This is a genomic window from Bifidobacterium sp. ESL0745, from assembly GCF_029433335.1.
Lineage (GTDB): Bacteria > Actinomycetota > Actinomycetes > Actinomycetales > Bifidobacteriaceae > Bifidobacterium.
Genome location: NZ_JAQTHX010000002.1, coordinates 1 through 19059, shown reverse-complemented (window position 1 = coordinate 19059; position 19059 = coordinate 1). Strand labels below are relative to the sequence as shown.

16 protein-coding genes are annotated in these 19059 nt (G+C 54.3%); 12 read left to right on the top strand and 4 right to left on the bottom strand.

Annotated elements, in window-relative coordinates; genetic code table 11:
• Positions 1–413: 413 nt before the first annotated feature.
• From PT275_RS07115 to PT275_RS07075, 9 genes are all read left to right on the top strand, one after another.
• Entirely contained in the window at positions 414–1442 is a 1029-nt protein-coding gene (locus PT275_RS07115; protein ID WP_277153705.1) for a LacI family DNA-binding transcriptional regulator, read from the top strand.
• 143 nt (positions 1443–1585) lie between these two features.
• Complete coding sequence (locus tag PT275_RS07110) at positions 1586–2227, top strand: YesL family protein (RefSeq protein WP_277153704.1); 642 nt, start codon at positions 1586–1588, stop codon at positions 2225–2227.
• Positions 2228–2351: 124 nt separating this feature from the next.
• The gene (locus PT275_RS07105; protein WP_277153703.1) at positions 2352–3464 is read left to right on the top strand and encodes a LacI family DNA-binding transcriptional regulator; all 1113 of its coding nucleotides are present in this window, start codon (positions 2352–2354) and stop codon (positions 3462–3464) included.
• Positions 3465–3641: 177 nt separating this feature from the next.
• Positions 3642–5033 carry a glycoside hydrolase family 32 protein gene (locus tag PT275_RS07100; RefSeq protein WP_277153702.1) on the top strand — a complete coding sequence of 464 codons (1392 nt, stop codon included), beginning with the start codon at positions 3642–3644 and terminating at the stop codon, positions 5031–5033.
• 200 nt (positions 5034–5233) lie between these two features.
• Positions 5234–6556, top strand: coding sequence for an ABC transporter substrate-binding protein (locus tag PT275_RS07095; RefSeq protein ID WP_277153701.1), 1323 nt, complete (start codon positions 5234–5236; stop codon positions 6554–6556).
• Positions 6557–6679: 123 nt separating this feature from the next.
• On the top strand, positions 6680–7534 hold the full coding sequence (locus PT275_RS07090; protein WP_277153700.1) for a sugar ABC transporter permease: 855 nt from the start codon (positions 6680–6682) through the stop codon (positions 7532–7534).
• On the top strand, positions 7531–8367 hold the full coding sequence (locus PT275_RS07085; RefSeq protein WP_277153699.1) for a carbohydrate ABC transporter permease: 837 nt from the start codon (positions 7531–7533) through the stop codon (positions 8365–8367). The genes PT275_RS07090 and PT275_RS07085 overlap by 4 nt, the downstream gene beginning before the upstream one ends.
• A 195-nt stretch (positions 8368–8562) precedes the next feature.
• On the top strand, positions 8563–8880 hold the full coding sequence (locus tag PT275_RS07080) for an AAA family ATPase (protein ID WP_277153698.1): 318 nt from the start codon (positions 8563–8565) through the stop codon (positions 8878–8880).
• Positions 8840–9892 carry a DUF4143 domain-containing protein gene (locus PT275_RS07075; RefSeq protein WP_277153697.1) on the top strand — a complete coding sequence of 351 codons (1053 nt, stop codon included), beginning with the start codon at positions 8840–8842 and terminating at the stop codon, positions 9890–9892. The genes PT275_RS07080 and PT275_RS07075 overlap by 41 nt, the downstream gene beginning before the upstream one ends.
• A gap of 125 nt (positions 9893–10017) precedes the next feature.
• Here PT275_RS07075 and PT275_RS07070 read toward each other — a convergent pair whose 3' ends face one another.
• Positions 10018–10263, bottom strand: a complete 246-nt coding sequence (locus PT275_RS07070) for a hypothetical protein (RefSeq protein ID WP_277153696.1) — start codon at positions 10261–10263, stop codon at positions 10018–10020.
• A 384-nt stretch (positions 10264–10647) separates the two neighbouring features.
• Here PT275_RS07070 and PT275_RS07065 point away from each other — a divergent pair, with 384 nt between their 5' ends.
• Together PT275_RS07065 and gndA are read left to right on the top strand one after the other, a co-directional pair.
• Positions 10648–11499 carry a tyrosine-protein phosphatase gene (locus PT275_RS07065; RefSeq protein ID WP_277153695.1) on the top strand — a complete coding sequence of 284 codons (852 nt, stop codon included), beginning with the start codon at positions 10648–10650 and terminating at the stop codon, positions 11497–11499.
• A 226-nt stretch (positions 11500–11725) separates the two neighbouring features.
• Positions 11726–13186 carry an NADP-dependent phosphogluconate dehydrogenase gene (gndA, locus tag PT275_RS07060; RefSeq protein WP_277153694.1) on the top strand — a complete coding sequence of 487 codons (1461 nt, stop codon included), beginning with the start codon at positions 11726–11728 and terminating at the stop codon, positions 13184–13186.
• A gap of 314 nt (positions 13187–13500) precedes the next feature.
• On the opposite strand, the gene pgl is transcribed toward gndA, so the two are convergent.
• The 3 genes from pgl to zwf form a co-directional block, all read right to left on the bottom strand.
• Entirely contained in the window at positions 13501–14328 is an 828-nt protein-coding gene (gene pgl / locus PT275_RS07055) for a 6-phosphogluconolactonase (protein WP_277153693.1), read from the bottom strand.
• A gap of 272 nt (positions 14329–14600) precedes the next feature.
• Positions 14601–15587, bottom strand: a complete 987-nt coding sequence (locus PT275_RS07050) for a glucose-6-phosphate dehydrogenase assembly protein OpcA (protein ID WP_277153692.1) — start codon at positions 15585–15587, stop codon at positions 14601–14603.
• Positions 15584–17122 carry a glucose-6-phosphate dehydrogenase gene (gene zwf / locus PT275_RS07045; protein ID WP_277153691.1) on the bottom strand — a complete coding sequence of 513 codons (1539 nt, stop codon included), beginning with the start codon at positions 17120–17122 and terminating at the stop codon, positions 15584–15586. The genes PT275_RS07050 and zwf overlap by 4 nt, the downstream gene beginning before the upstream one ends.
• Before the next feature lie 608 nt (positions 17123–17730).
• Between zwf and PT275_RS07040 the strand changes: the two genes are divergently transcribed.
• Positions 17731–19059 (top strand): BspA family leucine-rich repeat surface protein (locus PT275_RS07040; protein ID WP_277153690.1); only part of this gene is annotated, 1329 nt, incomplete at its 3' end.

Genomic DNA, 19059 nt, shown 5'->3' with positions numbered 1-19059 from the left:
TAACTGAGCAACCCATGAGCTGCCCACTCACTTCTGCAATGTAGGTATCTCTAGTACTCACATCGCTGTTGACGACGGCATTTTTAAATCGTCACCGTGAAGCTCCCATGTAATATGTAAGCTTTGTGACATTGTTAATGATAGCGCTTGTATTTTGGATAGCCAAATCAATTATGCGGTATTTCGTAAAATTTTGTCAAAAAATGACAAAAAAACAACAATTTGGTGAAATTTTTTCAGTTTCTGACGAATGTTCGAAGCGTTTTCAGAAAACGCTGTCATTCGTGGGGGCTTTTGACCACCACCATGTTATGGTTGAGTAGTATAAAGGTGTTTATTTTATCGTTACATACGGGTTTGGGGTACGCGGCATTGTTGCGCGCTGCTCTATGTGTGTTTGAGGAAGGCGTTTTATGGCAACGTTGCAGGATGTGGCTGATAAGGCCGGGGTCTCCGTATCCACGGTTTCACGTGCGCTGCGCGAGACGGGGCAGGTGAAGTCCGACACCTCCCAGCGTATTCGGTCCGCAGCTCGTCAGCTTCATTTCTCGCTTTCGCGCAGCGCCTCGTCGCTGGCGTCGGGCAAGACGATGCGGGTGGTCTACCTGACCTACAACGACCTCAACACCTGGTACACGTCGGAATGCATGGAAGGCCTGTATACCGGGCTTTACGGATCTGGATATGATCTGATTCCTTATGTCACAAGGACCAAGGACGAGCTCGATGCGTTTATCGAAGAGCTGCCCGACAACGGAAATCTCGACGGTCTTGTACTTACCTCTTTCCCCTTCACCGAGCACCAGCTCACGATCCTCAGGGGGTTGCACGTCCCCACGGTCGCCATCGATTCGAATTCGCCGGATGTCTTTGACGCAGCGGTAATGCTGGATAACAAATCGGCCATGTATAGCGCCGTTCAGCTTCTGCAGCGCTTGGGACATAAGTCCATCGCCTACGTCGGTGATCTGTTGAGCGACCGATTCTTCATCAGTTCACGGACAAGATGCGAATATTTCCTTGACGCGGCCAAGCAGCTTGGTTATGGCGATGACAACATCGACGTTTTTACGCGTGACGATATCACGCGCGACAACATCGGTACCCAGTCGGTCATCACCCAATATGTCTCTTCGATTCTTTCCAGTCCGAAAAAGCCGACGGCGATATGCGCCGCAACCGATTATCTGGCAATGGGCCTGATCCACGGTTTCTACGAGGTTGGGGTAAGCGTCCCCGACGATTTTTCCGTTATCGGCTTTGACGATATGGATTGCGCCGATCTGATGGATTTGACCACATTACATCAAGACCCGCTGGCCACCTCGAAATTGGCTGCGGAGAAACTGTTGAAGTTGATGAAGGGGGAGAAAGTCGAAGAGCGCTATACCTCGCTGAAGGCCTCGCTAGTGGTACGCCATTCGACAAAGCGCGTTTCGTGACGGTTTCAGCCTTCCGGTTTGCCGTTTGTGGTTGAGTTTGTAATGGGTTATACGGGGTGAGATTGTAGCTTTGAGCTTAGGCCGGGCACGGCGTTCGTTTATCTTTGCAATCAGTACAATTCAAATGACAAAGGAGATGTGCGATGGGGTTCTTGTCGCCGGATTCGCGGTTTATGCGGGGGCTGTCCGATCTGACCGATGCCGTATGGATTAACATTCTCATGCTTCTTACTTCGATTCCGATCGTCACCATCGGTGCCGCCCTTGCCGCCGGGCATGACGCAAGCCGTCGCGTCCTGATCGGCGAGGGACATGCGACGGCCAACTATTTCAAGGCGTTCAAAAGCAATTTCGTGCGTGCCACCGAGCTCTGGCTCGTCTTCGGTCTGACCGGTGCAGCGCTTGCCTATAGCTGGATTGTATTGCAAATAACGCCGTTGCTCATCCCGAAATTTGCGCTCACCATTATCTGGGCGATTGGCTTCGAATGGGTTTGGGCGCTTCAAGCGCGTTTCGAGAACTCTTTCCTGACGACGTTGAAGAACGCATTTGTGTTTGGCGTCGCTTATATTGGCTACACGCTTGGTCTCTTGGCAATCGACGTGGTGTTCATCGGTCTCGTCGTCGCTTCTTGGTTCTATATGCCGCAAGGCGAGTTTCTGCTCATTGTCTTCGGCTATGGTTCGATGGTCATGGTCCATATCCCGTTGTTGGAACGGGTGTTTGCCAAATATGTCCGATCCGATGATTTGAAGCAGCGTAAAATTGACCAAAAGGCAGATTGATGACTTTTAGAGACGCTGTTATATTCTTGATGCGCACGGAAGGCGGCGTGTCGCCGTTTTCGTTTTAATAGGTTGTTTGTTGCGAATGTGACGGGAACCGACGTGGGCGGGTGTGTTTGAAATTATGGGAAAAGTAACGCTGCAGGATGTGGCCAAGGCCGCAGGCGTCTCCACAGCCACGGTGTCGTGGGCCGTAAATGACAAGCGCGACGTTCGCATTCCCGAAGCGACACGGAAGAAAGTTCGTAAGGTCGCGGAAAAGCTCGGTTACCATCCTAATGCGTTGGCCAAGGGGTTGGCGCAAGGGTCGTCGTCGCTTATCGGCTTCATCAGCGATGATGTGGCGACTTCTCCTTTCGCAGGTCAAGTGATTCGTGGTGCACAGGATGAGGCATGGCGCCACAATAAGATTCTGTTGATAGTCGACACTGGCGGCAAAGAATCCATCGAGCGTTCGGCATTTGATTTCATGATGGAGCACCAGGTCGAGGGCATTATCTATTCGAGCTGGATCCATCAGGAAATCACTCCGTTGAAGGGTTTTTCGCCGGACAACACCGTTTTGGTGAACTGTTTTGACAAAGCCCACGATTTTCGCGCGGTGGTGCCGGACGAGCGCCAAGGCGGCCGCGAGGCGACGGAACTGTTGCTGAAAGCCGGTCACCGTCGCATCGCCTACCTCAAACACCCAAACTCGAAGCCGGATTCGGTGGGGCGCCTCGCGGGATATCGCGATGCCTTGCAGGCGGCGGGGATTGACTTCGACCCTTCATTGGTCATCAGCGCGTATGCGGACCAGGAAGGTGGATACGGCGCTGCCGATGCTTTGCTCGCAACCCATGCCACAGCGGCGTTCTGCCATAACGATCGTCTTGCCATGGGTCTCTACGATGCGTTGCACGAACGAGGGCTGCACGTCCCCGACGACATTTCTTTGGTCGGTTTCGACAACCAGGAGGTCATCTCAGCCCATCTTCATCCGGCATTGACCACGGTCGGCTTGCCGCAATACGATTTGGGCAAGCTGGGTGTCCGCATGCTTCTTGAACGCGACGATGGCGTTTCCGGCGGCGAAGAAGATGCCGGCGTCGCCGGAACGAACGATGCGGCTCGTCCCGATGTTCGTCAATCGGATGGTGTTGGCGGACCGGAACGTCCCGCAAGGTCTTGCAAAGCCATATTGAAGGTTGCTTGCCCGGCGGTCATCAGGGATTCCATAGCGCAAAATCGGCGGTAATTCTTGCCTTTCGGCGTTGCCGGTAATCGAGTTTGACAAGTAATTCATACGTGCTATCATATTGATTAATCGCTTAAATGCTTAAGCGATTAAATATAAACAAGACAAGAGATTTGCAGTAAATCTCGCACTTCATTGAGGCGTATCACCAAGGCTGGTGGCGCGGAAAGGTTCGGTATGAAGCTGTACTATCAATTCCCCGGCACATGGTTTGGCGATTGCATGCCATTCGGCAAAGGCGACCGTTTCTTCCTTTTCCATCAACGCGATACACGCAATCCAGGCCCCTTTGGTGAGCCTTTCGGTTGGTCTCTAGCCACGACGAAGGATTTCGTCCATTACAAGGATTGCGGCACAGCCATCCCGCGTGGAGACGACGCCGCGCAGGACCAGTTCATCTATGCCGGAAGCGTTTTCGAGGGCGAAGGCCAGTACCACGCCTTCTATACTGGCTACAACCGCGATTTTCAGGCGCAAGGCAAACCTTCGCAGGTGCTGATGCATGCCGTGAGCGATGACCTGTACCACTGGAAGAAAACCGAGGACAAGCTGACGTTTGTTCCGCAGGACGGATATGACCCTGACGATTGGCGTGACCCGTGGGTGATCCGCGACGATGAGCATAATCAATATCTGCTGATTCTCGGAGCTCGCAAGATAGGCCCGAAATCTCGGCAGACCGGGCGTACCGTCAAGTTCACTTCCAAAGACCTGAAGAACTGGAAGTTCGAAGGCGATTTCTGGGCGCCTGACCTCTTTACGATGCATGAAATGCCGGACCTGTTCAAAATGGGCGACTGGTGGTATCACATCGTCACCGAATACAGCGACAAGCACGGCATGGTCTATCGCATGGCCAAAAGCCTTGAAGGGCCATGGATCAAGCCTGCGGATGACGCTTTCGACGGCAGCGGCTATTACGCTGGTCGTACGTTCGAAACCAACGGGAAGCGCGTCCTCTTCGGCTGGGTCGGAACTAAGGAAAACAACGACGATGCCAAAAACTACGAGTGGGGCGGCACCTTCGTTCCCCATGAGGTCTATCAACGCGAGGACGGCACCTTGGGCTGCCGACCGGTTGATACGTTGTGGGCCGCGTTTAATCGGCGCGAACCGATCGCTGGCACGGACATCGTCGCTCCCTATAAGCGTGTCAACAAGGTTTTGGCCCGCGACTGCGGCGATCTCTTCTCTTTTGAAGCGGACGTCAGTTTTGAGCCGGGCACGCGCCAGTTCGGTCTTCGTCTTTTCGAAAACGAAGAGACCGGACGCAGCTATCAATTCGACTTCAAGGTCGACGAGAACCGTTTCATTTTCGAGGGAAGCCCCAATTACGAATGGTTCAATGTCATGAATATCGGGCTTGAACGCCCGATCGGCCTTGAAGCGGGCAAAAAATACCATATCCAAGTCGTTGTTGATGACACGATCGCGACACTTTACGTCAATGGTGTTGCCTTGAACGCGCGCATGTATTGCCACCATGGTGATTCGTTGAGCATGTTCGTCACCGACGGCACTGTGCATTTGGCGAATATCTCCATCGCTCGAGGAATTAAGGAGGGGTGACGGCAACAAACGGTAACGCTTTATAAACGAAATGGTGTAAAGCTCCGGCCGGGAAGGATGCCGAAGTCCTCATGGCTGGAGCATGAAGCCGAAAATATTGTATTGCTTGGTGGGATAGAGCCCGCCAAAGCCTCGCGCACAATAGCGTGGACTTCCTATTGAGTGTTGTTAACAATGCAGTTAGACATATCGGAGGAAAAATGAAAAAGGTAATGAAGGCAGTGGCGCTCGCGGCCGCGGCGGCGATGTGCGTCGGCACGTTTGCAGGATGCGGGTCATCGTCAAGTTCGGGCGCGAGCTCGGACAAAGGGCATGTCTACTTCCTGAGCGGCAAACCCGAGCAGCTTGACCAGTTCAAGCAGTTGGGCAAGGAATTCACCAAGGACACGGGCATCGGTTTCGATGTCACTGCCGCTTCGTTCGACAACGGCCAGCAGACACTGAAAAGTGAGCTCGCCAAATCCGAGGCGCCGACGTTGTTCGATGTCGACAACAACAATTTCTTGGATTGGACCAGCTATTACGATGACATGTCCGACACCAACATGTACAAGGACCTGAACCATCAGGAATACGCATTGAAAGATGGTCAGAAGATCGGCGCGGTGCCATATGTCCAGGAGCGTTACGGCATCATCTACAACAAGGCGCTGCTTAAGAAGTATTTCGACGCCAAGTGGTCAACGATCAAGTCCGTCGACAAGATCAATAATTTCGAGGCTTTGAAGACGGTGGCCGACGAGATTCAGAACCATAAGGGCGATATCGGAGTCAAGGGCGCGTTCAGCTCCGCAGGCTTCGATTCCAGCTCCATCAAGCGTTTCGGTGATCAGCTGGCCCACATTCCGGTGTATTACGAATATCGTGACATGAAGACGACATCGGAACCGGCCACAATGACCGGCAAGTATATGCCGAATTTCAAGAACATCTTCGACCTCTATCTGAAGGATTCCACCACCCCGCCGAGCCGGCTTTCCAGCGCGACCATGGATGACTCCAACTCTGAGTTCTCCTTGGGCGATGCGGTCTTCCTCCAGAACGGCTCTTGGGGCTATTCGCAGATCAAAGACCAGCAGGTTCCGGACAAGGACATGGGTGTGCTTCCCATTTACATGGGCGTTCCCGGCGAGGAGAAGCAAGGCTTGACGGTCAGCTTCCTGTACTTCGCGGTCAATAAGAACTCCTCGGCCAAGGACAAGAAGGCCACTCGCCAGTTCCTCGACTACGTGCTGAAGAACGATAAGGCCCGTAAGATCTTCACCGATGACATGGGCTTTGAAACGCCGTTCAAGTCCTATGCCAAGGCCGGATACAAGACCAAGAATCCGATTCAGCGAGCCAATGACGCCTATGCCAAGGCCGGCGATTACGACACGGTGATTTATCCGCTTCCCAGCCAGCAGTGGGCGCAATCCCTCGGCAACGCGATGCTTGAATATGCCCAAGGCACCGGCAACTGGGCCAAGGTGACCAGCGCGTTCGTCGACGGCTGGGCCAAGGAGTACAAGTCGACCCACTGATCTGGGCCTATGGACGGCAGGTTGTCGAGACTGTTGGACGAGACGAAAAGATGGAAGTCTCCTGCTTCAATGGCCTGCCGTCATTCTTGCTATGTAAACAAATAGCAAATCTAGGAGGTTGCAATGATTTCAATGGCGGGTAAAAGCATCCGCAGGTGGTGGGCGTTGTTTGCGCTTCCTACGTTTGCTGCTTTTATCATCGGCTTTGTAGTGCCCTTCGTTATGGGTATCTATCTGAGTCTGTGCAAGTTCAGCACCGTCACCGATGCGAAGTTCATCGGCTTCTCGAACTATTCCAAGGCGTTGAGCGACCCGGAGTTTTGGCACGCCATGTGGTACACGATCGCTTTCACCATTATCACCACGCTGATTGTCAACATTATCGCATTTTCGGTGGCATATATGCTCACCAAAGCAATTCACGGCGCGACGATTTTCCGCTCGATCTTCTTCATGCCTAATCTCATCGGTGGCATCATCCTGGGCTATGTCTGGCTGCTGCTGTTGAACGGCATACTGGCCAAGTGGGGTAGGTCGATCACCTACTCTGGCACCTACGGTTTCTGGGGCATGGTCATGCTTTACTGCTGGCAGCAGATTGGCTACATGATGATCATTTACATCGCCGGTTTGCAGGCGCTTCCCGGCGACGTGATCGAGGCCGCGCACGTTGATGGTGCGAACGGTCGTCAGACGTTGTTCGATGTCACCTTGCCGTTGATGATGCCGTCGATTACCGTCTGCACCTTCCTCACCATCACCAATGGCTTCAAGATGTTCGATCAGAACTTGGCGTTGACCAATGGTGCCCCGTCCAACAAGTCTGAACTGCTGGCCCTGAACATCTACCGCACCTTCTACGGGCGCGCTGGGTTCGAGGGCGTCGGCCAGGCCAAGGCGGTCATCTTCTTCATCATCGTGGCCATTATCGCTGTCATACAGAACCGGCTTACCACAAGTAGGGAGATCGCAGCATGAGTGACAAAGTCAAACATCCATGGATTTGGACGGTGTTTTTCACCCTCGTATCGTTGGTTTGGATTTTCCCCATCGTATTGGTGCTGATCAATTCGTTCAAGCAGAAGGCCTACATCTCGCACGACACGTTCGCGATTCCGCGCGGCAAGATGTTCGTTGGGTTGGACAACTACCGGCGCGGCGTCGAGCAGACCGATCTGTTTGCCAGTTTCGGCTGGACCGTGGTGGTTACCGTCGGTTCCGTCATCCTTATTCTCATCTGCACCTCGATGTGCGCCTGGTGGATCGTCCGCGTCAACAATTGGGTGGCGAAGGCGTTGTATATGCTCTTCCTGTTCAATATGATCGTGCCGTTCCAGATGGTCATGTTCACGCTTTCCAAGTTGGCCGACATGATCGGGCTGAACACGCCTTGGGGCTTGTGGATCGTCTACCTCGGCTTCGGGGCCGGTCTTGCGGTGTTTATTTTCACCGGCACCGTAAAAGGCATTCCCGAAGAGCTTGAGGAATCAGCCATGATCGACGGCGCTTCAGTACCGCGTATCTTCTTCCAGATCGTCGTACCGATCATGCGTCCGTCGATCGTCTCCGTAGCGATTCTCGAAGCCATGTGGATATGGAACGACTTCTTGCTTCCCTATTTGACCTTGGACATGCGCAAGTACAAGACCATTTCCATCGCCATTCAATATCTCAAGGGTGGTTATGGCTCAATAGATATGGGAGCCATGATGGCCTGCCTGATTTTGGCGATCATCCCCATCGTGATCTTCTACCTCTTCTGCCAGAAGTACATCATCAAGGGTGTGCTGGCCGGAGCTGTTAAGGGATAGCCGTAATCATGTTCCAATAATGTTTGGTTGCCGATCTTGCTGCTAGGGCGAGATCGGCAACTTTGTTTTATAGGAAGAAAAAGCTTCTCTATTTTGTATAAAACGTCGCAAAACACCTTGGTTGAAATTCATAAAACGTCGCAAAGTGACCATCGGCAAATGCAAAAAACGTCGCAAGATAGGGGTGAAACATTGATGTTGCAACGATTGGCGGAAAGGCGCTTGGGCCAATGGCGTAATAACCCACAGCGTCGTGCGTTGCTGATTGATGGCGCTCGGCAGGTGGGCAAGACCTATCTTGTTCGGCAATTCGCGAAAGCGAACTACCAGGTCTTTCTGGAAATCAATTTCATTGAGACTCCCAGCGCCAAAACCGTTTTTGAGGGAGATCTTAATGCAGATACCCTTATTGCCAACCTGTCGGTCTACTCGGATAAGCCATTCATCCCCGGCGAGACGCTGATTTTCCTCGATGAGATTCAGGAGTGCCCGCGTGCGCGAACGGCCATCTGATGGTCGCTTCGACTACATCGAATCGGGCTCATTGCTGGGGGTCTCGTATAAGGAAGTGCCTTCGTACCCGGTCGGTTACGAGGAGCATTTGACGATGTATCCGTTGACGCTGCAGGAGTTCTATTGGGCGAACGGGATTCAGCAATCGGTCATAGATGAGGCCGAGGGTGCATTCAAAGAATCGCGGCCGGTGGCGAAAGTCATTCACCAGCGTCTGATGTCGCTTTTTCCTTACTATATGGTCGTTGGTGGCATGCCTGCGGCGGTTTGTGCGTTTGTTGAAACGAACGATGTGACGGCAGTGATTAATGTGCAGCGTGATATTTTGTCGTTGTATCGTCAGGATATCGGCAAATACGCCGATACCAGTGCTGGCCGCATGCATATCAAATCGATTTTTGACGCCGTACCTTCGCAGCTTAATAAGAAAAACAAGCGTTTCGTCTTGGCGGATTTGTCGAAAACCGCGCGTATGGAACGTTATGCCAGCGATTTCATGTGGCTGGCCGATGTGGGCGTCGTGCTTCCGTGCCGGAACGTTTCCGAGCCCATTTATCCGCTCAAACTCAACGAAAAGCATAGTTTGATGAAAGTGTTTCTATGCGATGCCGGGTTGTTGAGCGCGGCCAGTGCCGGATCGACGGCATTCGAGATTCTGCAGGGCAATCTAGGGGTAAATTGGGGCAGTTCGCTTGAGAATTTCGTCGCGCAAGAATTGACGGCAAATGGTTTCGATCTTTTCTATTTCGGTAAGGCGAAGATCGGTGAAGTAGATTTTCTGATGCAACGTGGTGGCGACATCATACCGATCGAGGCGAAATCCGGAAAGGACTTCACCGCTCATGCCGCACTCGATAAATTGCTCGCTGGCAAAGAATGGAAGCTTGACTCCGGTTTGGTGCTTTGTAACAGCAATGTGAAGCGCGAAGAAAAGAACGAGTCCGTCATTGATTTGCCGTGGTATATGACGATGTTCATGAAGCCTCCAGAGCTGGGGCAGAAACTTCAGTAATTAACCGATAACAAAAGGTGCGTGGCATTGATATATGCTGCGCACCTTCTCGTTATTCTTGGATCGGCTAATCGGCCATTCGTTATCGGTTTCTATTAAATGTCGGAAGCCTCTGTGGCGGTTTCCTATTTGATGTCGTTGTCGACGTCCACATCCTTGGTCTCTTTGGTCAGGGCCAGGGAGATGAACGTCAGCACGGCGGAAACGGCGAGGTAGACGCCGACCATCCAGGTGCTGCCGCCAGCGGCGCTCCACAGCGCGGTCGCGATGATCGGAGCTAAGGCCGCACTCAGAATGGAGCTGACGTTGTAGGCGATGGCCGAGCTCGTATAGTGCGTTGGTCGGGAACATCTCCGGCAGCAATGCGCCAATCGGCCCGAATGTGAAGCCCATCAGCGTGAAACCGGAACCCATTGTGTGGAATGGGCACATGTTGCTTGTTCTTGTGGAACGCGTTATTGGGAATAGTAAAGAATTTCCGAGGGGTGGAAGAAAAGTGACTATAGTGTGGACGCATATATAAATATCGGTAAATAGTGCATATTATATTACATTTCATATCATTATTTGTGACGAATCGAATTATATGATTAAATCTCGAATATCGGTCGGTACGGTATCTAATACGTTACGATTTGATGTCGTTTAATCCACATTGTGGCATTATGCAAGTCGATTGGGTGATAGCGCATAGACTGAGTTGGTTCATGATGCGGCACGGTTGTTGCAGCAAGGCACGCAAAGGAAGGCTAGTTATGGTGACTTCGGCGAAAAACAAGGCAAACGATGAAGGTGATTCGTCCGATATTAAAGGCGACATTTCCGAAGACATGAGCTATCTTGATTATCGACCGGCTGGCGATGGCGCCGGCGTCGAAATCGATGGCGTCCCCAATTCCCGCGGCATCGGCGGCTACCCGACGCAGGGCGGCCACAAGTTGCGCGACGGGCTTTTCTTCCGCACGGCCGGCCTCAATTTCTTGGGCGAACACGGCATTGACGACCTGCATCGGCTCAATATCAAGGAAGTCGTGGATCTGCGCGATCCGCTCGAAGTCGAGCAATGGCCCTACACGCTTCCCGACGATATCCACGTCGACCGCGTTCCGCTTTTGAAGACGACCATGACCGAGCAGGGCGGCATGAAGGAGATGGCCAAGGGCGTCGATATGGCCGAAATGTATCACGATATCGTTTTCGGTTCGGCCGAGCAGATCGTCCTCATCCTGCGCAAGCTGCTGCAGGACGACGGCCACCCGATGCTGATTCATTGCACCGCCGGCAAGGACCGCACGGGCATCACCGCCGGCATTCTGATGAGCCTGCTCGGCGTAAGCGACGACATGGTCGTTTCCTGCTATGCGCAATCCGGGGCGAACCTCGGTGCCGCGTTCAAGAAATCCGTGATGAAGGGCCTGACCGACGACGAAAAGGGCGTGGGCCAGATCACCGCCGCGCAGACCGCCATGCTGGCCTCGCCGCCGGAACTGATGCGCGGCGTTCTCGCCAATATCAAGGACGAATATGGCTCCGTCGAGCAGTATTGCCTGCGCAACGGAATGAAAAAGGACGAGGTCACCAAGCTGCGTGCGATGTTCGTCGAATAGATTTCGGTGTATGTTGCCGGAATTTGCAGGACGCGGACGCTAGGAATGTGGGGCATTCCACGTTTTCTGGACGCAAGTATGCGCAGTTGGATATAGACTGAAAGGGATATGTCCGAGCTCCAGCGAAGTTCCGGACTGGAAAGAACTTAGGCGGAATAAAAGGGATCGGGAAAGATATATCGGTCGCCCGTTTCCGTCGAAGAAATGTCAAATTGAAAGGCGAACAATGGCGGAAGCTACAGCAAATATTGGAGTCGTCGGACTGGCGGCTATGGGTTCCAACCTTGCAAGGAACCTTGCACATCACGGCAACACCGTGGCGCTTTACAATCGTCACTATGAGCGCACCGCAAAGCTCATGGCCGATCACGGTACGGAAGGCAAATTCGTGCCCACCAAGACCATCGACGAGTTCGTCGCAGCGCTCACCAAGCCGCGTACGGCCATCATCATGGTCAAGGCCGGCGCTCCGACCGACGCCATGATTCAGGCGCTCGCGGACGCTATGGATCCGGGCGACATCATCGTCGACGGCGGCAACTCCTACTTCAAGGACACCATTCGTCGCGAGAAGGAAATCCGCGCTCGCGGCCTGCACTTCGTTGGCTGCGGCGTTTCCGGCGGCGAAGAGGGCGCGCTGAACGGCCCGTCCATGATGCCCGGCGGCACCGATGAGTCCTGGAAGACCCTCGGCCCGATCCTGAAGTCCATCGCCGCAAAGGCGGAGGGCGAGCCCTGCGTCACCCACATCGGTGAAAACGGTGCCGGCCACTTCGTCAAGATGGTCCACAACGGCATTGAATATGCCGACATGCAGCTCATCGCCGAAAGCTATGACCTCATGCGTCGTGGACTGGGCATGACCCCCGACGAGATCGGTGATGTGTTCGAGGAGTGGGACAAGACCGAACTCAATTCCTACTTGATTGAGATTACCGCCGACCTGCTGCATCAAAAAGACAAGAAGACCGGCAAGCCGCTGGTTGATGTCATCGTTGATCAGGCTGGCATGAAGGGCACCGGAACCTGGACGGTTCAGACCGCCCTCGAGCTCGGAACCCCTGTCACCGCCATCGCCGAAGGCGTGTTTGCGCGTGGCCTTTCGGATCAGACCGCGCTGCGTGAAGGCGCTGCCAAGCAGAACATGGCTGGCCCTGACGGCAAGATTTCCTTCGCGAACGACGACGAGCGCAAGGCCTTCATTGAAGACATCCGCCAGGCGCTCTATGCTTCGAAGATCGTCGCGTACGCACAGGGCTTCAACGAGATTAACGATGGTGCCAAGCAGTACGACTGGAAGATTGATCTGGCTGCGGTTGCGCGCATCTGGCGCGGCGGCTGCATCATTCGTGCCCAGTTCCTCAACGTCGTCTCCGATGCGTTCGAGTCCGGCGAGGCCGACGTCTCGCTGCTCTTTGCGCCGTACTTCAAGAGCGCTATCGAAAAGGCCCAGGATTCCTGGCGTCGCGTTGTTGCCAAGGCTGCAAGCTGTGGCATTCCTGCGCCGGTCTTCTCGACTTCGCTTTCCTACTACGATGGCATGCGCTCCAAGCGCCTGCCTGCCACCCTCATCCAGGCCCAGCGCGACCTCTTTGGTGCTCACACCTACAAGCGTGTCGACGAGCCCGGTGCCTTCCACACCCTGTGGGCCGAGCCCGGTCGTCCGGAAGAAAAGATGTCCGACTGATTGCGGTCGTCTGATTTTCAAGGCTGACCGATTGTTCGGTTAGTTGATTTAGCTGGTCAATTTGGCTTAGTCGGTAAATAACGTTTGTGCCTCTGTTCCCTAAATGGAGCAGAGGCACAAACGTATAAAAGGTGAATTTTTATGTATTTGCTACATGATTTTTCTGCACCCAATGGTTTTCATGCTGATTTTTTATCAGACAGTACTTTTATTTATTTATTTATTAATTAATGTCTTTGAATGCTTGGCATGAACTCATCTGATTTCGATTCGTCGATACCAAGCATCTGCCCATCCGCTCGCCCATTGAAATTTTAGAGCTCGGCCACCGCATCAGGTGTAGTGAACCAGACGAACTCGTCGGTACCCGTAGCGAAGCTGGCGGGATAGGCGGGGTTGTCGGCCTGCGCGAAGACGTGGGCGGTGGCATCGGCCTTGCCGGCACCACAAGTGAGCATCCAGGTGCGGCGGGTGCGGGCGAGCATCGGAGCCGTCATCGAGATACGCAGCGGCGGCATCTTGGGGGAGTGCGAAACGCCTACGGCCAAACGTGCCGGGTCACTTACCTTGATTTGTTTATGGCCAGGGAAAAGCGAGGCGAAGTGTCCGTCGGGGCCCATGCCGAGAATCAGCAGATCCATTGTCGGTTCGTCGCCGAGTCCGCGTTTGAGTTTGGCTTCGTAATCGGCAGCAGCTTTGGCAAGCAGTTCATCGTTTTCGTCGTCGCTGGCAGCAGCGACCTGTTCGGGTGTACGGGTATCCACGGCCATCTCGTGGATGTTGCTTTCCGGCAATCGCCCGTCGTCGACCAACGCATTAAGGAAGCGTTCGCGCGCCTGCCACGAGCTGCGGTCCTCGTCGGTTGCGGCCACAAACCGGTCGTCGCCCCACCAGAAGTGGACGCGGCTCCAATCGATGGCGTCAACCAGCGGGTTGGAAGCCATATAGGTCAGCGCTCGCAGGATATCGGAGCCGCCGGTCAGTGCCACGTCGTAGCGTTCGCGACGAACCTGTTTTGTCTCAGCGTTTCCGTTGCCGCCGCACTCGCTCAGTCCATCAAGAATGGCCAGCAACGTGCGCTGCGCTGCCGCTTGAGCCACGGTTTGCGCATCTTTGTATACTTCCAATTTTCGATTAGCCATCTTGGCTCCTTGTTTGTTGTCTGCTACATAGTTTATCGGGAAAACAATCGGATATCTGCGTTAATTCATCCGAATCTCAGTGGCAAATAGCGGCTGTACATGTCATTTTTATTTATTAAGTATTTTTATCACCGGTGAAAAGCGGCATTTAGCTGGTCGGTTTGCGCAATGACATTTTGATTACTGGTTAATGCAAGGGGATAATCAAAATGTCGCAAACCCTGTTAAATGGATTTGCGACATTCCGATGATTCAGCTCGATTGGCGCTATTTCAGCCTTGGACCATATCCCAGCCCTTGCGGATGACGTCGGCATAGACCTCGTCGGGATCGGTGCGGCGCAGTTCCTCGCTCAGGCAGTCCTCAAGCGTACGCAACGGCATGGCGACGCTCTGAGGTGCCTGGCCAGGCTGGCTGATGACGGCCTCGCGCAAATCCGGACGTTCCAGCGAAATCACGCCGTCGGAACGCTTGAGATACACGCCGGTAATGGCCTCGGTGCCGGTGACGTAACCCAGCTCGACCGGTGCGTTGAGCTTTAGCTCCAACCAGGCCGCGAGTAGCTTCAGCGGCAGATAATCGGGCTGGCCGCAAACTTTGACGCTTTCGATCGGCAGATGCGGCGGCTGGTCAAGGGTCGTGGCGATCATCGCGCGCCAAATCGTCACGCGCGTCCACGAGAAATCGACATCCCTGGGTTCCCAATTGGCACGAAGCGTGTCAAAGGTCTTGTCAGGGTCGTCGGAACGCAGTGCATCTGTAATACGAATTCCGGCCATTGCACCAAGCAGGTCCTTCGAGGGGTTTGCCGGCGGATTTGTCGGCCACCAGGTGACGACCGGCGCATCCGGCACGAGCAGCGGCATCACGAGGGTGTCGGTGTGCTGGCACAGTCCGCGACGGGGGCGCAGAATGATGACCTCGCCCGCGCCTGCGTCCGCACCGAAGCGAACCTGTGCGTCAAGATCGGTTTCGTCCTCGCCCGGATCGATATCGATGCAGGCTTCCGGCTTTTCTTCGCCAGGTTTGGGTACGGGGCATGCGGTTTCGCGGGTATTCGGCACAATGGCGATGACGCGGCAAGGGTGCTCGCGTCCTGCGGAATTGGCGATTTTCAGCGCATTCTCGAGCTCGCTCTCGTCTGTCGAGATGATGAGTGTAAGTACGCGGTCGTTGCCGGCCTCGCCGCGCTCCTGATGAAGTTCCTCGATCTTGCGCGCGATGGCGTTGGTCTGGGTATCGGGCATTTTGATGATCATGGCATCCTCCAATGGCGTCCATCACGAGCGAGCATTTCGTCGGCTTCCTTCGGCCCCCAAGTGCCGGCGCGGTAGGGCTGCGGCTGGCCGAGCGTGGACCAGTATTCCTCGATCGGGTCGAGAATCTGCCAGCTCAGGTCCACTTCCTTGGTGGTTGGGAACAGCGGCGGATCGCCAAGCAACACATCGAGAATCAAGCGTTCGTAGGCTTCGGGCGAGTTTTCGGTGAAGCTGCGGCCGTAGCTGAAGTCCATCGATACGTCGCGGACCTCCATGGCCGTGGCCCCCGGCACCTTCGCGCCGAAGCGCATGGTGACGCCCTCGTTGGGCTGCACGCGGATGACGATGGCATTGTTGCCGAGTTCGCGCACGGCGGTCTGCTCGAAGGGCAGATGTGGCGCGCGCTTGAAGACCACGGCGATTTCCGTGACGCGCTTGCCGAGGCGCTTGCCAGTGCGCAGATAGAACGGCACCCCGGCCCACCGGCGTGTATCGACGTCAAGCGTGATGGCGGCGTAGGTCTCGGTGGTGCTGGACTTGTCGATTCCCTTTTCGTCGAGGTATCCGCACACTTCCTGCGAACCCTGCCAACCCGCCGCGTACTGGCCACGGGCGGTGTAGGCGCCGAGGTTCTTGGGCAGACGAACGGCGGAAAGCACCTTCGTCTTTTCGGCGGTCAGGTCGGAGGCGGCGAAGCTCACCGGTTCCTCCATCGCGGTCAAGGCCATCAGCTGCAACAAATGATTTTGTATTACGTCGCGTGCGGCGCCGATGCCGTCGTAATAGCCGGCGCGGCCACCGATGCCGATGTCCTCGGCCATCGTGATCTGCACATGGTCGACGTAGTTGGCGTTCCAGATCGGCTCGAACATGGAGTTGGCAAAACGCAGCGCCAGCATGTTCTGCACGGTTTCCTTGCCGAGGTAATGGTCGATGCGGAAGACCGAACTCGGGTCAAAGACCTCGGAGACCACGCGGTCGAGTTCTTTTGCGCTCTTCAGATCGTGGCCGAACGGCTTCTCGATGATGACTCGGCGCCAGGCGTTGTCGCTCGATTTGGCGAGGCCGGAATCGGCGAGCTGTTTGGAGACGATGGGGAAGGCGCTCGGCGGCACGGACATATAGAAGGCGTGGTTGCCGCGGGTACCGCGGTCGCGGTCGAGTTCCTGCACCGTCTGGCTCAGGCGCTCGAACGCCGCCTTGTCGTCAAACGTGCCTTGCACAAAGCGCATGCCTTTGGCGAGGTTCGTCCAGGTCGATTCGCGGAACGGCGTGCGGCAGCGGGCCTTCACGCATTCCTTGACGAAGTTGGCGAATTCTTCGTTGCTCCACGGACGGCGGCCGAATCCGGTCAGTCCGAAGCTCGGGGGCAACAGACCGCGATTGGCCAGATCATAGATGGCCGGCAGCAGTTTCTTTTTTGCCAAATCGCCGGTGACGCCGAAAATCACCAGGCTACAGGGGCCGGCAATGCGTGGCAGCCGCAGGTCTCGCGGGTCGCGCAGAGGGTTCACCCAGGAAGTTTGTTCACTCATACCGCCCAGTGTAGTGGTAAGTCCTGTATCGGTGAGCGTAAAACCAATACGTTGGTCAGCTTTGTCGTGCTAATCACAGTTGCAGCTTTTAAGGAGTCTTGCTTGAGTCGGATGGAAGGAAATTTATTCGAATATATATTGCGTTCGAGCGGTTATCTTCGAAAGGTAACAATTTTTCTTGCATCGGAAAATACGCTGGTAGTGAAATTCAGATAGACAAAAATAATTATATCTCGATAAAAAGGTACATATTATCGACTGAAATCTATTATTGCAAACGACTAATTTCGACAGTCGAATTATCTGGGCTTTTATGTGGTAAACGTTGGACGCAATGTTTGGAAACGTGCGGAATCCAACTCCAAGTGGCGGTCAAACGTTGTAAGGCGGTTTTGCGTTGGCTTTATCCGTTCCCGATAGAACTGGGACATACCGTCCTCTGAAGGGCTGGCAGGATGTGCTGAATACCGCTTAGGCCTTGCGGCACAAGGCATGAGCGGCCCTGCCGTATTGCGAAATTGTAATATAATACATATTGAATATGTTTGCCATAGGTGGCAGCAGTCGCCTGTGGTGTACGTGTCGTTTTAGAAAGAAGAATCAGGATCATGCGTAAATCAATGAAGGCGGCGATCGGGTTGCTGGCTGCGGCGGCGATGCTGGCCGTTCCGGCGTTCTCCAACGCCGACAGCACGCAGGGCTCGCAGCAACCCCCCGATACGACCCAAGCGGTATCTGCAGCCACCCCGCAGCTGCCCTCCGCACAGGCCACTTGCGACCCCACCCCCAAAGACTTGGGGACGAACGTCACCGGAGTCCTCTCCGACGACGGCACCGGCAGCTGTGAGAAGCTTACCGTCACGGCAAACTCAGTCAATAATATGCTGGACAAGACTAAGTTCCAGGCTTTTCCTGGCCTCAACGATGTCACCGAGATTGATTTCACCGGCATTAACAAAGTCAAATTCCCCGAAAACTCTTCATCGTTGTTTGCTAACAGGTCAAATTTGAAGAGCATTGGCTTCGACTCTGTGGATACCAGTAATGTCACAAACTTCAGTTACATGTTCAGAAACTGTAGGTCTTTGACCAATATTGACCTCAGTAATTTCGATACTCGTAATGAGTCGTCAACGGAAGACATTTTTTCGCAATGTGTTAATCTGCGACAGTTTACCGTAGGTAAGTACACGCGGCTTCCAAAACTCGGGCTTCCTTATGACCCGATAATGGGCAGCGATAGGAGGATTTATACGTGGGCACAGCTTGAGGTGCCGGGGACAGATTCAGAGCAGGTTAGTCCGGAATGGTATTACCCCGATGAATTGGAAGAGCGATTGGGGGCTTATACGCCGACTCCAGGTGATTCCTACGTGGGTACCTATGTCACGATTTATTCACGTTTGTTGCACTATAGGCCCTCCACGAAGAATCTTCCTGCTGGTGCTACCGTTGCAGTGCCAGCCGGTTACCCTGATTATGGTTGGGCTGGGCTTGATTTTGATGCTTATGGTGTAAATGTGCCTGTTATTAACCATGACGGTGAAGTGGTACGTCACATCCCAAGATTAGACGCGCCTAATACTGGTGCCAAACTTGACTCGACTTATAATCACTTTTATATTACTGGGTGCACGAATCCGGCGGAGTGTGAAGGGACTAAAAGCAAACCTAGAGGCTGGTCCACAACTGATGGCGGGGTTGCTGACCTGAAAGAAGGCGATCTCGTCAGGGCGATTGATGGTGATGCCAGTGTCTATGCCACTTGGACTGATCCTCCGGTGACGCCTCCGTCTTCGGGTGGCACGACTGATCCGGGCACGACGCCTGATCCGGGTACGACGCCTCCGTCTTCGGGCAGCACGACGCCTGATCCGGGTACGACGCCTCCGTCTTCGGGCAGCACGACGCCTGATCCGGGTACGACGCCTCCGTCT

Excerpts from the sequence above, each read along its gene's own strand:
- PT275_RS07115 (WP_277153705.1), top strand. The coding sequence starts at position 414 with ATGGCAACGTTGCAGGATGTGGCTGATAAGGCCGGGGTCTCCGTATCC.
- PT275_RS07110 (WP_277153704.1), top strand. The coding sequence starts at position 1,586 with ATGGGGTTCTTGTCGCCGGATTCGCGGTTTATGCGGGGGCTGTCCGAT.
- PT275_RS07105 (WP_277153703.1), top strand. The coding sequence starts at position 2,352 with ATGGGAAAAGTAACGCTGCAGGATGTGGCCAAGGCCGCAGGCGTCTCC.
- PT275_RS07100 (WP_277153702.1), top strand. The coding sequence starts at position 3,642 with ATGAAGCTGTACTATCAATTCCCCGGCACATGGTTTGGCGATTGCATG.
- PT275_RS07095 (WP_277153701.1), top strand. The coding sequence starts at position 5,234 with ATGAAAAAGGTAATGAAGGCAGTGGCGCTCGCGGCCGCGGCGGCGATG.
- PT275_RS07090 (WP_277153700.1), top strand. The coding sequence starts at position 6,680 with ATGATTTCAATGGCGGGTAAAAGCATCCGCAGGTGGTGGGCGTTGTTT.
- PT275_RS07085 (WP_277153699.1), top strand. The coding sequence starts at position 7,531 with ATGAGTGACAAAGTCAAACATCCATGGATTTGGACGGTGTTTTTCACC.
- PT275_RS07080 (WP_277153698.1), top strand. The coding sequence starts at position 8,563 with ATGTTGCAACGATTGGCGGAAAGGCGCTTGGGCCAATGGCGTAATAAC.
- PT275_RS07075 (WP_277153697.1), top strand. The coding sequence starts at position 8,840 with ATGAGATTCAGGAGTGCCCGCGTGCGCGAACGGCCATCTGATGGTCGC.
- PT275_RS07065 (WP_277153695.1), top strand. The coding sequence starts at position 10,648 with ATGGTGACTTCGGCGAAAAACAAGGCAAACGATGAAGGTGATTCGTCC.
- gndA (WP_277153694.1), top strand. The coding sequence starts at position 11,726 with ATGGCGGAAGCTACAGCAAATATTGGAGTCGTCGGACTGGCGGCTATG.
- pgl (WP_277153693.1), bottom strand. The coding sequence starts at position 14,328 with ATGGCTAATCGAAAATTGGAAGTATACAAAGATGCGCAAACCGTGGCT.
- PT275_RS07050 (WP_277153692.1), bottom strand. The coding sequence starts at position 15,587 with ATGATCATCAAAATGCCCGATACCCAGACCAACGCCATCGCGCGCAAG.
- zwf (WP_277153691.1), bottom strand. The coding sequence starts at position 17,122 with ATGAGTGAACAAACTTCCTGGGTGAACCCTCTGCGCGACCCGCGAGAC.